General features: G+C 44.1%; 13 protein-coding genes and 1 pseudogene. 4 read left to right on the forward strand and 10 right to left on the reverse strand.

Annotated features, from left to right (window positions below):
- Nucleotides 1–78: 78 nt before the first annotated feature.
- From GSF13_RS19195 to GSF13_RS19205, 3 genes and pseudogenes are all read right to left on the reverse strand, one after another.
- Nucleotides 79–1,209, reverse strand: coding sequence for a sodium ion-translocating decarboxylase subunit beta (locus GSF13_RS19195; protein ID WP_039493572.1), 1,131 nt, complete (start codon nt 1,207–1,209; stop codon nt 79–81).
- Between the two features lie 10 nt (nt 1,210–1,219).
- Nucleotides 1,220–3,000, reverse strand: a pseudogene (oadA, locus tag GSF13_RS19200) (sodium-extruding oxaloacetate decarboxylase subunit alpha).
- A gap of 12 nt (nt 3,001–3,012) precedes the next feature.
- Nucleotides 3,013–3,261, reverse strand: a complete 249-nt coding sequence (locus GSF13_RS19205) for an OadG family transporter subunit (RefSeq protein WP_206473246.1) — start codon at nt 3,259–3,261, stop codon at nt 3,013–3,015.
- Between the two features lie 440 nt (nt 3,262–3,701).
- Here GSF13_RS19205 and GSF13_RS19210 point away from each other — a divergent pair, with 440 nt between their 5' ends.
- A complete protein-coding gene (locus tag GSF13_RS19210; RefSeq protein WP_248298742.1) occupies nt 3,702–4,214 on the forward strand; it encodes a YcxB family protein in 513 nt (170 codons plus the stop codon).
- A gap of 76 nt (nt 4,215–4,290) precedes the next feature.
- On the opposite strand, the gene csrA is transcribed toward GSF13_RS19210, so the two are convergent.
- From csrA to ribA, 6 genes are all read right to left on the reverse strand, one after another.
- Complete coding sequence (gene csrA / locus GSF13_RS19215) at nt 4,291–4,476, reverse strand: carbon storage regulator CsrA (RefSeq protein ID WP_010375935.1); 186 nt, start codon at nt 4,474–4,476, stop codon at nt 4,291–4,293.
- 90 nt (nt 4,477–4,566) lie between these two features.
- Nucleotides 4,567–5,790, reverse strand: coding sequence for an aspartate kinase (locus tag GSF13_RS19220; RefSeq protein WP_010606210.1), 1,224 nt, complete (start codon nt 5,788–5,790; stop codon nt 4,567–4,569).
- 7 nt (nt 5,791–5,797) lie between these two features.
- Nucleotides 5,798–8,401 (reverse strand): alanine--tRNA ligase, encoded by a 2,604-nt coding sequence (gene alaS / locus GSF13_RS19225; protein ID WP_174169904.1) that lies wholly within the window; start codon nt 8,399–8,401, stop codon nt 5,798–5,800.
- Between the two features lie 4 nt (nt 8,402–8,405).
- Nucleotides 8,406–8,894 carry a regulatory protein RecX gene (locus tag GSF13_RS19230; RefSeq protein WP_010375943.1) on the reverse strand — a complete coding sequence of 163 codons (489 nt, stop codon included), beginning with the start codon at nt 8,892–8,894 and terminating at the stop codon, nt 8,406–8,408.
- A complete protein-coding gene (locus GSF13_RS19235) occupies nt 8,894–9,691 on the reverse strand; it encodes a BPSS1780 family membrane protein (protein WP_248298741.1) in 798 nt (265 codons plus the stop codon). Before GSF13_RS19235 ends, GSF13_RS19230 begins: the two co-directional genes overlap by 1 nt.
- Before the next feature lie 242 nt (nt 9,692–9,933).
- On the reverse strand, nt 9,934–10,560 hold the full coding sequence (ribA, locus tag GSF13_RS19240) for a GTP cyclohydrolase II (RefSeq protein ID WP_010606207.1): 627 nt from the start codon (nt 10,558–10,560) through the stop codon (nt 9,934–9,936).
- A 160-nt stretch (nt 10,561–10,720) separates the two neighbouring features.
- Here ribA and GSF13_RS19245 point away from each other — a divergent pair, with 160 nt between their 5' ends.
- The 3 genes from GSF13_RS19245 to GSF13_RS19255 are packed head-to-tail and all read left to right on the forward strand — an operon-like array spanning nt 10,721 to nt 13,924.
- Nucleotides 10,721–11,944, forward strand: coding sequence for a hypothetical protein (locus GSF13_RS19245; protein ID WP_211866709.1), 1,224 nt, complete (start codon nt 10,721–10,723; stop codon nt 11,942–11,944).
- Nucleotides 11,944–12,366, forward strand: a complete 423-nt coding sequence (locus GSF13_RS19250) for a hypothetical protein (RefSeq protein ID WP_010606205.1) — start codon at nt 11,944–11,946, stop codon at nt 12,364–12,366. The genes GSF13_RS19245 and GSF13_RS19250 overlap by 1 nt, the downstream gene beginning before the upstream one ends.
- On the forward strand, nt 12,359–13,924 hold the full coding sequence (locus GSF13_RS19255; RefSeq protein WP_010606204.1) for a sensor domain-containing diguanylate cyclase: 1,566 nt from the start codon (nt 12,359–12,361) through the stop codon (nt 13,922–13,924). The genes GSF13_RS19250 and GSF13_RS19255 overlap by 8 nt, the downstream gene beginning before the upstream one ends.
- A gap of 54 nt (nt 13,925–13,978) precedes the next feature.
- Here GSF13_RS19255 and GSF13_RS19260 read toward each other — a convergent pair whose 3' ends face one another.
- Complete coding sequence (locus tag GSF13_RS19260) at nt 13,979–14,236, reverse strand: hypothetical protein (protein WP_249122711.1); 258 nt, start codon at nt 14,234–14,236, stop codon at nt 13,979–13,981.
- Nucleotides 14,237–14,441 lie beyond the last annotated feature (205 nt).

Raw genomic sequence — 14,441 nt, forward strand, 5'->3', positions numbered from 1 at the left:
AGTTCAAGAATATAAAGTCCAGAAATAAAAATGCGCGGCAACCTAAAATCGCCACGCAAATGGTTGGAGAAGTGTAAATTAGCCTACCAGTGCAAGCAAAATACCAGCAGCAACCGCACTGCCTAATACACCCGCTACATTGGGGCCCATCGCATGCATCAGCAAGAAATTATGCGGATTACTTTCAAGGCCAACCTTATTGACCACACGCGCAGCCATCGGGACTGCAGATACCCCAGCAGCGCCAACTAGCGGATTAATGGGACTATCGCTAAATCTATTCATCGCCTTAGCCATTAATACACCTGCTGCAGTACCAATTCCGAAAGCCACAGCGCCTAGCGCTAAAATCCCCAACGTCTCAACCGTTAAGAATTGATCAGCGGCCAGCTTTGAACCCACCGCCAGTCCGAGGAAAATAGTGGTGATATTAATCAACTCGTTTTGCGCCGTTTTACTCAAGCGGTCTACTACACCGCACTCTTTCATCAAGTTACCCAAGCAAAACATACCAACCAAAGGTGTTGCTGCAGGTAAAAACAGTATCGTTAGGCCCAGTACCGCCAGAGGAAAGAGGATTTTCTCGGTTTTTGATACATGGCGCAGCTGCGGCATCGCAATCTGACGCTCTTCTTGCGTCGTGAGTGCTTTCATGATTGGTGGTTGAATAATTGGCACTAACGCCATATACGAATAGGCAGCCACCGCAATTGCCCCTAGTAACTCTGGTGCAAGCTTAGACGCGAGAAATATCGCAGTTGGTCCATCTGCACCGCCAATAATGGCGATTGCTGAAGCGTCTTGCAGGGTAAATTCAAAGCCCGGAATATAGTTCAGCAAAATAGCCCCAAACAAAGTGGCAAAAATCCCAAACTGCGCCGCGGCACCAAGCAACAGCATCTTGGGGTTGGCTATCAGTGCACTAAAGTCCGTCATCGCACCCACCCCCATAAAGATCAACAAGGGGAATACTCCGCTGTCGATACCAATGTAATACACGTAGTATAAGAGCCCACCAGGATCGGCAAGCCCAGCGACAGGAATATTCGTGAGTATGGCACCAAAGCCAATAGGCACTAATAGCAACGGCTCAAAGCCTTTAGCGATCGCAAGATACAAAAGTCCGCAGCCCACTGCCATCATGCAAAGTGCAGGCACGGTGAAGTTGGCAAGCCCTGTTGCTTGCCATAAATTAAGTAACCCTTCCATCACGACATCCTTATGCTAAAGACATGATGGCATCGCCAGCACTGACAGAATCGCCTTCAGAGACGAGTAGTTCTGCGACTTGGCCGCTGTGTGTTGCACGCACCTCGGTTTCCATTTTCATGGCTTCCATGATGAGTACTACATCGCCTTCTTGCACCTCATCTCCTGCGCGCACCATAAGCTTAAAGATGTTGCCGGCAAGTGGGGCATTCAAAGTTTCACTGGAGCTCACCGAAGTTGATTGCGGAATGAGCTCACTGTCTTTGACTTGTACTTCTTGTAACTCACCTCCCGGCGCAACCACTACATCGTATACTTTGCCATCCACTTTTACGCTGTAACGCTCAGTAGCTGATGACTTGGTTTTAGCAGGCGCCGCTGCAGCTTTTTGTTGTTGGCTTTCAACAAGCGTCGGTTTTGGCTCAAACGCATCTGGGTTGTTGCGGTTTTTCAGGAATTTAAGGCCAATCTGCGGGAATAATGCATAGGTAAGCACATCATCAATAACCTCGTCGGCTAAGGTAATTTGTTCCTCTTTTGCCGTCGCGACTAGTTCGCTTTGTAAACTATCCAGCTCAGGTTCAATTAAGTCTGCAGGACGGCAGGTAATAGGCTCTGCGCCTTCAAGCACTCGTTGTTGCAAAGCTTGGTCGACTTGCGCTGGTGTCGCTCCATATTCGCCTTTCAGCACGCCAGCTGTTTCTTTGGTTATAGACTTGTAACGCTCACCGGTAAGTACGTTTAATACCGCTTGCGTCCCGACTATCTGTGAGGTTGGTGTTACGAGCGGTAAGTAGCCAAGTTCTTTACGCACACTTGGAATTTCTTTTAGTACCGCGTCAAGCTTGTCACCTGCACCTTGCTCTCGCAGTTGATTTTCCATATTGGTTAACATGCCACCAGGCACTTGTGCAGATAGAATACGACCATCTACTCCTTTTAAGCTACCCTCAAAAGCTGCATATTTCTTTCTCACCTCACGGAAATAGGCTGCGATCTCTTCTAGCTCCAGTAAATCAAGCCCTGTATCACGTTCTGTACCTTCCACAATCGCCGCGATAGTTTCTGTTGCACTATGGCCATAGGTCATACTCATCGAAGAAATCGCCGTATCGAGCATATCGATACCCGCATCTATGGCTTTTTGATAAGTTGCAGTACTGAGCCCTGTGGTTGCATGGCACTGCATTGCGATAGGAATAGAGACGGACGCTTTAAGCCCAGAGATTAACTTTTCGGCATCATAGGGTTTCAGTAATCCAGCCATGTCCTTGATACAAATGGAATGACAGCCTAAGTCTTCGAGCTGCTTGGCCTGCGTGAGCCACATTTCCAGCGTATGAACAGGGCTTACGGTGTACGAAATCGTGCCCTGCGCATGCGCGCCCACTTTGATGGCCGCTTTAATAGCCGTTTCTAAGTTGCGCACGTCGTTCATTGCATCGAATATTCTAAATACATCTACCCCGTTATGGTGGGCACGTTCAACAAACTTTTCGACAACATCATCAGCATAATGACGATAGCCCAATAGATTCTGACCACGCAGTAGCATTTGCTGTTTGGTTTTTGGCATTGCAGCTTTCAGTGCACGGATCCGCTCCCATGGATCTTCGCCTAAATAGCGAATACACGAGTCGAAGGTTGCTCCCCCCATGATTCAACAGACCAGTAGCCCATATTGTCGAGCTTCTCAGCGATAGGAAGCATATCTTCCAAGCGCATTCTGGTGGCGAGTAATGACTGATGCGCATCGCGCAGCACTAATTCGGTTAGCTTTAACTGTGACATGCAAAACCCCTATTAATTGTTTTTTCTGTAGGCTACAACGGCAGCGCTAATGGCTGCAATATGTGCCTGTGGCACACCCTGTGACGATGTTGCTCTAGTTGTTTTTGATCTTGTGGTACTTGGCTCTACTTCTTTAAATTGAGCAGCAAAGTTGGCCAACAGTCGCATCGCAAAAATCAAAATGGACAGAAAAACAAAAACACCAACCATACCGGTCAGCATGAGATTTCCTGCTTGCAGTAGCTGCGCTCCAATATCCATTTTTACCCCTTACTTGCTGTTTGGTTTTCCTGTTCGATGTTAACGAACTGGTATAAACCTTCACTTTTTGTAGATATTTATTCACCTTATAACAAAAAATGTTCCACTGTAAAGTGCATTGTAAATTGGTATTACCAAAACACTTAACTTATAAACAATCAGTAAGTTAGCTTTGAAATCACTAATAAATATGGAAAACCAACGTAATAAATATGAAAAATATTCAAAATAGCGCCGACTAATACAGTGATTTTAATGAATATAGAATGGATTTTTGATTACGCAAGATAAATTGTAAATTGGACTGACCAAAAGTTAACGTTTACGTAAACGTTACGCTGTATAACGCGTATTTCGCTGGATATAGTAAAAGGGAACTGCAAACAATTTATTCGCATTACAGCTTTTTCAATATAGATGGGTATAATAAGGGGAAATTTTTGCCACAACGAACGTCTATGCCCTCCCTTGAACAAAATGAAAATTTATCTTTTCAAAGCCAATTTAAGTTAGATAAAGCCTATTATCGAGAGTGTTTTGAAGAATCTGAAGCCAATGGACTTGCTGTTAAACCGAAATATGGCTTGCTTGTACTGCTAATTGCACTGGGGCTGTTTGCTATTTACGGTTTGCAGGAGCACTACGTTGGGAACTTTCTTATTCTATTGGCTGTGGTTGAATGCGTCGCTTTCTACTATCGTAAAGCTTGGTGGGTGATAAGGCAGTCGTATTCTCGCGCTGCTGGCAATGTCGTCAAAGTTTCAATCACTAAAACTGGTATTAGCACCAAAGCGACACATGCCGAATTTTCTTACCCATTTGACGACTTAGATAAACTCGTTGAAACGAGTAGAGGTTTTTTGGTATTTCACCAAAACAAACCGAGCTATATCAGTAAATCTGGACTTAACGAAGAAGCGATTGCTTTTTTGTCTGGGCAAAGCCAGAAATAAGAAACCCCGCAGTGGCGGGGTTTTTTTATGCCAGTCAAACTAGGTTAACTAACATCGTAATTCAATATTTGGTCAATTACATATTGCCCGGGCTAGATTTCTCAGCCTGAATTCGCATGTAAATTTCTTCACGGTGAACTGAAACATCTTTAGGCGCATTTACACCAATACGTACTTGGTTACCTTTAACACCTAGTACTGTTACAGTCACTTCATCACCAATCATCAGGGTTTCACCTACTCGACGAGTTAGTATTAGCATTCTCTTGCTCCTGTTATTCCAAAATTTAAAAGATTCCGCGTCAAATCCATTTTAAATAAAAGTTCCTAGAAAAGTAAGCAAAAACTTCTTTTACTCAGTACTTTCCAATTCGAATTTGGCATGTAAAGCCCGTACAGCTAGCTCTAAATATTTTTCTTCTACCAGTGCCGAGATTTTTATCTCTGATGTAGATACTAATAGAGTGTGAATATTTTCTTCGGCCAATGCCATAAAAAAGAGACCAGCAACACCTGAATGAGATTTCATCCCGATGCCAACCGCTGAGATTTTTGCCACGTTAGCATTAACCTCTACGGTTGCGCCACCTAAATTTTGTGCATGTTGCGCTAAAACTTCTTCCGCCAGAATACAATCATTTGTGTGCACAGTAAAAGCATAGTCTATTTTTTTCTCACTGTGGTTCAAATGGTTAATCATATCGACTTCGATATTATGCTCACCAAGAAGAGAAAGTATATTGGCAAGATTACTAGGTTTTGCATCTACATTGTTAACTAAGATAAGCGCTTCGTCTTTGACACTCGCTACCCCAGAGACCACTTTAGTATTTTTCATCTTACCTTCCTCATAGCTAATTAAGGTGCCGTTGTCAGGAGAAAACGAAGAAAGTACACGCAGTGGTACATTATATCGACCAGCCGCTTCAACCGAACGGATCTGCAAAACTTTAGCGCCCACACTGGCCAGCTCCAACATCTCAGGAAAAGTAATATGTGATAAACGCCTTGCATTTGGCTCTATGCGCGGATCGGTAGTATAAACGCCATCGACATCAGTATATATCTGACATTCGTCTGCTTGCAAAGCCCCTGCGATTTCAACTGCTGAGGTATCTGTACCACCACGCCCCAACGTGGTGATATTGCCTTCTTCATCGCGCCCTTGAAATCCGGCAATAATGGTTATTCGGTTATGCTCAAGCTCTTGCTTTAAGCGGGTCGTGTCTATTTCTGTGATCCGCGCTTTAGAGAACATGTTATCGGTTTTAATACCAACCTGATCGGCAAGTAAGCTCACGGCAGAATGCCCACGCTTAATGATGGCCATCGCCAATAACGCAATAGAAACTTGTTCGCCGGTGGTGATCAATACATCTAGCTCACGAGAACTCGGACGTGCATCGATTTGTTGGGCAAGGGAAATGAGACGATTTGTCTCGCCTGACATTGCAGACAACACGACCACCACTTGGTGGCCTTGTTGTTGTGTTTTGATAACGTGTTCGGCAACCGCCTCAATACGCTCTACCGAACCTACCGAGGTGCCGCCAAACTTTTGTACAATCAGCGCCACTTGCTGATTACTGCGTTACTTCATTTAACCAAGTTGGAACACTGTTTAGTGCTGCGTCTAGGTTTTCTGGTTGTGAACCACCAGCTTGCGCCATATCAGGACGACCGCCACCTTTACCACCGACTTGAGAAGCCATGTGATTAACTAGCTCACCTGCTTTTACCTGACCAACTAAGTCTTTCGTTACGCCAGCGATTAGGCTTACTTTATCGCCATTTGCTACACCTAGCGCGATGACACCTGAGCCAATCTTGTTCTTCAGGTCATCGACCATGCCACGTAGTGCTTTAGACTCAGCTCCTGCAACGTTCGCTACGAGTAATTTAATCCCATTCACTTCGGTTACAGAGTCAAGTAGCGTTGCACCCGCAGCACTTGCTAGTTTGTCATTTAGTTGAGCAACTTGCTTTTCAAGGCCTTTTGACTTTTCAAGTAGCGCAGATACTTTTTCTAGCACTGATGAGGTATCACCCTTAACCAAAGCCGCAATTTCAGAAAGCACTTGCTCTTGCTCATTAACATAAGCGATAGCATCAGCACCTGTTACCGCTTCGATACGACGAACACCCGCTGCGATACCGCCTTCTGATACAATCTTGAAGAGACCAATATCACCAGCGCGCTTCACGTGTGTACCACCACAAAGCTCGATTGAGTACCCACCAATTGAAACGACTCGAACTTCATCATCGTACTTTTCACCAAAGAGCGCCATCGCACCTTTATCTTTGGCAGCATCGATATCCATCAACTCAGTTTGCAGAGCAAAGTTACGACGGATCTCTGCGTTCACTGCATCTTCTACCTGCTGCAACTGCGCTTTAGTGACGCCTTCAAAATGTGAAAAGTCGAAACGAAGACGATCCGGCAGTACCAATGAACCTTTTTGAGTAACATGGTCACCCAACAAATCGCGCAGTGCTTTGTGCACCAAGTGCGTTGCAGTATGGTTTTTCTTCACTCGCTCGCGACGCTCAGCGTCAATACGCGCATCGGCTTTATCGTTAACACCAATACGGCCAACCACATGACCATGGTGTGCAAATGCATTACCTAGCTTTTGCGTGTCAGTAACCACAAACTCGCCGTTAGCCACTTTTAGTACACCCGTATCACCAACTTGGCCGCCTGACTCAGCATAGAAAGGCGTGCGGTCAAGGATAACCACACCTTGTTCACCATCTTCTAACGTATTGGTATGTTGACCGTCTTTAAAGATTTCAACCACAGTGCCGGTATAGTGCTCAGCATCATAGCCTTTGAAGTCAGTATTTTTATCAGACTTCAAGCGCTCGTTGTAATCTGCACCGAACTTGCCAGCCGCTTGTGCTTTTTTACGCTGTTCTTCCATGCATGCTTGGAAGCCACGCTCGTCAATCGTCATAAAACGCTCACGCGCCACATCTGCCGTTAAGTCTGCAGGGAAGCCGTAAGTGTCATACAGTTTGAACACTAGATCGCCTGGAATAACGTCGCCTTCAATACCTCCAAGGCTGTCTTCTAGGATAGTCAAACCACGGTCTAGTGTTTTACCAAACTGATCTTCTTCAATACGTAGTACTTTTTCGATAATCGCTTGTTGCTTCACTAATTCTGGGTAAGCTTCACCCATTTGCTCAGCAAGTGCGGCAACTAACTTATAGAAGAATGCCCCTTTTGCACCGAGTTTATTGCCGTGACGAACTGCACGACGAATGATACGACGTAGCACGTAACCACGACCTTCATTCGATGGCATGACGCCGTCAGCAATAAGGAACGCACACGAACGAATGTGGTCAGCAACCACACGTAGTGATTTATCTTCTAAATCTTGTGCATCTGTTACTTTTGCAGCTGCTTTAATCAGCGCTTGGAACAGGTCAATCTCATAGTTTGAGTGCACACCTTGCATAATAGCCGAGATACGTTCAAGACCCATGCCGGTATCAACCGACTGCATTGGCAGCGGCTCCATTGTGCCGTCTGCATGACGGTTGTACTGCATGAATACTAAGTTCCAGATCTCAATGAAGCGATCGCCGTCTTCTTCTGGTGAGCCCGGAGGTCCCCCCCAAATGTGCTCGCCGTGGTCATAAAAGATTTCAGAGCAAGGACCGCAAGGACCCGTGTCGCCCATTGACCAAAAGTTATCCGCCGTCGCAATACGGATGATCCTGTCTTCTGGAACACCAACTTGTTTTGACCAGATATCAAATGCTTCGTCGTCTTCATGATAAATAGTAACTAGTAGCTTTTCTTTTGGCAGCTTGATCACATCCGTAAGGAAACCCCAAGCAAATTTTATTGCGTCGGTTTTAAAATAGTCACCAAAGCTAAAGTTACCTAGCATTTCGAAGAAAGTGTGGTGCCTTGCGGTATAACCTACGTTTTCAAGGTCATTATGTTTACCACCAGCACGAACACAGCGCTGTGAACTGGTTGCTCGCGTATAAGGGCGTTTTTCCGCACCCAAGAAGGCATCTTTAAACTGCACCATACCAGCGTTGGTGAACAGTAAGGTGGCATCATTACCCGGAATTAACGAGCTTGAAGGCACCACTTGGTGCTGTTGTTTAGCAAAGAAATCTAAGAAGCTTTGCCTGATTTGTGCGGTAGTCATATGCTGCATGTGATCATTCACCCTTTATTTCTTCTTGCTCTGCTGCAGTCATTGCAGCTTCAATTGCAAAATCTATTTCATCAAAACTAAAACCACGATAACTCATGTAACGTACGCGCTTAGTTTTTTCTTTATATTCTATCGGTTGTGCGCAAAGACCGTACTTTTTTTCATAGGTTTTTGCGGCTTGCATGTACCAATCAATTTCGCGCTCAGCGATTAGCGTATGCAAAGTCTCTCGGCTCACACCCTTTTGCCCTGCATCCATTAATACACGCTTTTCTCCAAGTCCTTTTGCAATCTGACGGTTTAAAAAGCTCTCTGCATAGCGGTCGTCATTAACGTAATCGAGCGACTTTAGCCAAGATACCAATTGCTCCGCGACTGCCGCTGTAGCCCCTTTTTGCAGTAGCTTTTGCGTCAATCCAGACTCAGAGTACTCTTGTCTCGACAATAACCAAACCGCATAGTTTTTTAGCTTTTTAACTTCTTGTTCATCCATCAGGCGTCAAAGCGTCCTGAGTCAGACTGAGAGATGTTAGTATTTTCATCATTTTCCTTCTTTTCAACGATAATTGGCATAAACATCGCTTGAAAAGAAACAAAAAAGCCTATCATGGCGACCGGCATGATAATAATCGCCGGGATCATCGACAGCGGTATAGACGCAACGATAAACGCTGCGACGACCAGGCCGTAAATACTCAGCGCGGCCATATTATGATAAAAAGCGGCAAGCGAGCACTTCATCGCGTGAAAAATACGTTTTTCACCTTGGAAAAACACCTGTGGCACGACAAAAGCGAAGGCCATCATAATGACCGATTGTGCAATCACAAATACGGCAACTTCGGCAAAACTAATATTGCTCGCGATAAGTCCGATAAGTTCATTCGGCTCGGTATTTGGGCCAACACTCTCCAGCGCAGTCGCCACATCACTGAATAGCACACCGGCAACCATAGTCAGCAACAGCGCACCTGCCATTTGATAAATACCAACTCGGAACAAGTGTAATCGGCGGCCTTTTGCTGCAAAAGGCTCAAAAATATCAGCTAACTTTATTGGTTTATTGATCTGTTTATTGATAACTGCAAGGTAGAAGCCAGCGCTTAAGAAAGGACCAGACAAGGCAGCGATGATATGAAAAATAGGTGCGAACAGGGGCAATAGACTTACTACCGCCATGAAAATATACATCAACATGAAAGTCATAGGCTGGGTTTTGAAAATTGCCCACCCGGCTTTTAGCCACTGCACGCCCATGCTTGCTTTGAATGTTCTAATTGGTGTCGACATAGTCCACTTAATTTAAGCTATAACGTCTTTGATTATACTGATTACCGCGTCGAGTGAAAAGGCATGAAAAGCGGATTTGTCAGCGCTTTTTAGCATATTTTAAACAAATACTGACGGTTACCATAACCTATGTTGGACATCTTAAGTTTGAGAGAGTTGTAATGAGAATAGTATGTTTGATATGACAAGCCAACCGAAGCACTTATCTAGTCGGCTTGTTGTAGTAAGCATATACGCTTCGGCTAATCCGCTTTTGATATCTTTTTGATATCCAGCATGTGGGCACCGTGTTGGATCTTGGTTTTTAGATACTGTTCATTACCAGAAACCCCAGCCTTAACATGCGCCTGAGTGCCAACTACCTCATCGACAGTAATACCCGCATTTCTCAACGCCTTCAGCTTTCTTGGATTATTCGTCATTAACTTAACGTGGTTTAACCCTAGCGCCTGAAGCATCAACACGGCATCAGAGAAATCTCTTAAGTCATCTTCAAAGCCGAGGTGGTTGTTTGCCTCGTAGGTGTTCATCCCTTGTGATTGCAATACATAAGCATCGATTTTATTGTACAAGCCAATGCCACGACCTTCTTGGCGCAAATATAACAAAATGCCGCCTTGTTTATGCATCGCCTCAATACATTCATTTAACTGTTCGCCACAATCACAACGAGAAGAATGAAAGACATCGCCGGTTAAGCACTCAGAGTGCATACGAATTAGGGGAATTTGCTGCTGACTGTCTGCGCTATTAAATACCAGCGCAACATGTTCTTGGCCATCTTTTAGCCCTGAAAAAGAAACTATTTCTGCAGGGATATTACTATGCTGCCCTACATTCAGCCCGACTCTCGCTCTTACTTCTGCCACGTCTTAATCTTGCCTAATGTGATAATATAACAATATGCTACCATACATGGGATATGGTGTCTCTAAGTTCATTATACAAGGCCAAGGCGGACATCGCATTGGTAAATGTCAAAATTCGAACTAGGCTATATAAAAAGGAAAGCGAAAACATTTATAACTCATGCGCTCTGTTTTTATCTGCCTACTATTTTTAACCACATTCAGCTACGGCTCTGACATTGATTTCAGTGGCTTTGCTACGCTCAAGGCGGTTAAAACAGACTCCTATACCGCCAAAATCAGAGAATCCATCTCACATCCGCACGGTGTGGAAAAAGATGAGCTCGACTTTTCATTTTCGTCTTTGGGCCTACAGGCAGAGTGGCATGCAAATGATAATGTAGAGTTTGTTGGGCAACTGCTATTAAAAGAGCAACACGATGACCGAGTCAACAATGCAATAAAACTGGCTTTTCTACGCTACAATCTAAATTCGAACTGGCAATTTCGTGCCGGACGCACCGGGTTAGACCTATTTTTGATGACTGAATATCGGGATATTGGCTATTCAATGGATATGGAACATCCGCCTGTCGAGTTTTATTCTATTATTCCTCACCAAAACCTAGATGGCGTTGACTTGCAGTATCGCGCACCGCTTGATCAGGGCATCGCCAGCATCAAAGCATATTGGGGCCGCTCCGAATCGCCTATCTACAGCGATTATAAGTTTTTTTGGAATGTAGAACTTAAATCTATCTTGGGTGTAGCGGTACAGTACGAAACGTTAAATTGGCTGTTTAGAGCCAACTATACAACAACAAAAGCAGCTAATGAGCATGAACAGCAAAAGCAGTTACGTGAGGCTCTCGCGCAAGTTCCTCTACAAGTTTGGCCAACCAAAAATGAGCTTATCGACTCTCTTTATATTATCGACAAGCGCTTCACCTATAGCGCGCTCAGTATGAGATATGATGATTCGAAGTGGTTGGTACAAAGTGAATTATCGCTGACGGATTCAAATTCCAGCGTGCTCAACCGCCTAAAAGCAGCTTATATCACACTAGGCAAGCGCTTCGATTTAAACACTTTGTCTTTCACCTACTCAGTTGCCAAGTCCGATAATGAGCCAAGTGTAGAACCCGGTCCGCTCGTCCCATTACCTGAATTAATACAAATATACGAAGCTGCTTCCATGCACTCTGGTTTTTATCAACTGGATCAGCATAGCACCTCACTAACGTGGCGACGCGAATTGAGCCCGACGTTAGCACTAAAGTTCAATTGGAAGCATACATCAGCGGACCATTTGCCCAGCGCTTTTTACCTTCACGATACTGAGCAATTTAGTGATCCCGACCTTTCTTTTAACACCTTCACACTTAGCTTTAATTGGGTGTTCTGATGAAAAGGTTACTTACTGCTGTTTTCTTCCTGATTTCTTACCCAATTTCAGCAACAGCTGATATTGCCGTCATAGTTAACAAAGACAACCCCATCGAGTCAATATCGCAGCGCCAACTCATCGACATGTACATGGGAAAATACGTTGCCTTTCCCAACGGCGATATGGCCGTGACCTATGACTACGAAAAATCACACCCTTTAAGAGGTCCTTTTTTCTTGGCACTGACAGGACGCAATGAAAGCCAAATCAATGCTTATTGGTCAAGAATAAAGTTCAGCGGCAAAGTTTCTCCCCCACAGTCATTTTCCTCACCGTCGACTATACTTGAAAATATCAGAAATACGCCAAATGCAATCGGCTATGTTCCAGCAGACTTTGTGACGGGTGATGTGAAGGTAATTTATCAAATCGATGACTAAATATGGGCTGATCGTGCGGCTAGCACTCGTGCTTGTTGTCTCGACTTTTATTTTTTCAATGCTTTACGCTAAGTTATATCACGACCATATTGTTGAGCGTGAACTTCGGCGTTCTAATACTATTATTGGGCAAATTGGCCAAACCGTGTCGTCGTCTTCCTCTATTGCCACTTATCTCAATGACAAAGACCTTGCTGTAGAAGTTATTAATGGCCTAGTCAGTAACGACGTTATCTCTTCGGCCGCAATAAAAAGTGAGGATAAGTGGCTCGCTCAAAGTGTAGGATTTAAATCGCAAAATGCGACCATTATTTCGCTTAATCATCCGTTTTTATTGAGTGAAATTGTTGGTGAGATCTATATTCAACCAAATTCCGTTTTTATCGAGCAAAGTGCTAGAGATATCGCCCGTTCAAGTGTTCAAACTTTGTTGGTTGTCATCATTCCAATCTTAGTCATCTTCACCGTTGTTACACATTTTATAGTTACAAAACCCCTGAGTAACTTAAGTAGTCAAATTGCTAGGGTTATTCCTGGAACACCATTGGATTTAGTCGTGCCTAGGGGGCATGAATCAAGTGAAATTGGTGATATTGCGAGCAATACCAATCAACTTATTGCTAAAACCGCTTCCATGTTCGAGCAAGAGCGCCAACTGCGAGCTGATATTGAAATACTTGAGAAGCGCTTTAGGCTGATGTTTGAGCGCTCCTCTTCTCCCACCCTACTGGTAAAAGACAAAGGTGAAGTGATCTTAGCTAATGATGCCGCTTGTGATTTGCTGGCAGGCATGGCAATTGACCTTGATGAATATTTTCCCGAAAGTTTTGGTCGCTACTGCAAAACTCCGGATATTCTCTACACCTTTACGGAGCATACCTTGGAGCTTAACCAGCCAACTCAGTCAGAGTTTGAGTTTATTAACCCCATGACCGAACAACCTGTTTGGCTGAGTGTCATCATGCTTAGAGTGGAAAGTAGCGGGCAATTCTATTTACAGGTGTTTTTATCAGATATCACGCTTAGAAAAACTGTGTTTCAAGAACTCAATAAAAAGGCTAACCGCGATAAGCTAACAGGCCTCTACAATCGCCATGGTACTGAAATCAAGATCAACGAGTGGTTAGATAACGAAACTCCGTTTAGCTTATTTATTATTGATTTAGATGAGTTTAAACCAATCAATGATATTTATGGCCATAACGCCGGTGACGCTATGTTAAAACACATCGCCACTCAAATTAGTGCTCAGGTGAGAGAACAAGACGTGGTTTGTCGTTGGGGAGGTGATGAGTTTTTGATTGCCTTGCACTGCGCTAAAAATGAAAAATTGCAGCGCATCGCTGAAAACCTGTTAGGGGCGATAAACACCGAGATGATTTGGCAAACGTCAGAAGGGAAATTACTTCCACTGCGAGTTGGTGCGAGCATAGGTATTGCAAGCTACCCAAGAGACGCGGTTGAGCTAAGCCAATTAATCGAATGTGCCGATGTCGCCATGTATACGGTTAAAAAAGACAAGAAAAACGCCTTTCAATTTTACTCGTTAAGCGCTTAGTTATACCGCTCAAGTTAGCACGACAGTCCGCCAGCACACCTAATCCTCTTTTATCTACTGAAAGTGGCTTATCTGCTGCATTGCCTCTTGAATATATTCAAAGTTTGGCTCTTGCTCAGCTGGCTGGTTAGTTTCATCGAGCATCTCATAAGTTCCCATGGGCGAGACTTCAACAATTTGCTGCTTACTCACAATCGCATATTTATTGTAGCTACTGAGTAATAGCCAGTTTCTCTTTTTAACTGTTCCGGTTAAGTTATAACCCGTACTATAATCTTCAGGTGTGTTTTTGACCCCTAAGTACTCATTCATCAAGATCGGTATTTACAACATTTATGGTAATTAAGATTGAGCAAAGAGAGTTGATAAGAACCAACCAGCCGAACTGGTGAAATCGATGACGCAATAGCACAGTTCAAATTGTTCCTTTAATAGAAAATTTGACTGTTATATTACCGTTCTGACACATTAGTGTCACATTAAAAATTGTGAAAAAGTTTAACGCCGAAACAAGCCG

The sequence above is a fragment of the Pseudoalteromonas sp. M8 genome, assembly GCF_018141365.1.
Classification (GTDB): domain Bacteria; phylum Pseudomonadota; class Gammaproteobacteria; order Enterobacterales; family Alteromonadaceae; genus Pseudoalteromonas.

Coding starts and splice junctions, on each gene's coding strand:
- GSF13_RS19195 (WP_039493572.1), bottom strand. CDS start 1,209: ATGGAAGGGTTACTTAATTTATGGCAAGCAACAGGGCTTGCCAACTTC.
- GSF13_RS19205 (WP_206473246.1), bottom strand. CDS start 3,261: ATGGATATTGGAGCGCAGCTACTGCAAGCAGGAAATCTCATGCTGACC.
- csrA (WP_010375935.1), bottom strand. CDS start 4,476: ATGCTAATACTAACTCGTCGAGTAGGTGAAACCCTGATGATTGGTGAT.
- alaS (WP_174169904.1), bottom strand. CDS start 8,401: ATGCAGCATATGACTACCGCACAAATCAGGCAAAGCTTCTTAGATTTC.
- GSF13_RS19230 (WP_010375943.1), bottom strand. CDS start 8,894: ATGGATGAACAAGAAGTTAAAAAGCTAAAAAACTATGCGGTTTGGTTA.
- GSF13_RS19235 (WP_248298741.1), bottom strand. CDS start 9,691: ATGTCGACACCAATTAGAACATTCAAAGCAAGCATGGGCGTGCAGTGG.
- GSF13_RS19245 (WP_211866709.1), top strand. CDS start 10,721: ATGCGCTCTGTTTTTATCTGCCTACTATTTTTAACCACATTCAGCTAC.
- GSF13_RS19250 (WP_010606205.1), top strand. CDS start 11,944: ATGAAAAGGTTACTTACTGCTGTTTTCTTCCTGATTTCTTACCCAATT.
- GSF13_RS19255 (WP_010606204.1), top strand. CDS start 12,359: ATGACTAAATATGGGCTGATCGTGCGGCTAGCACTCGTGCTTGTTGTC.
- GSF13_RS19260 (WP_249122711.1), bottom strand. CDS start 14,236: ATGAATGAGTACTTAGGGGTCAAAAACACACCTGAAGATTATAGTACG.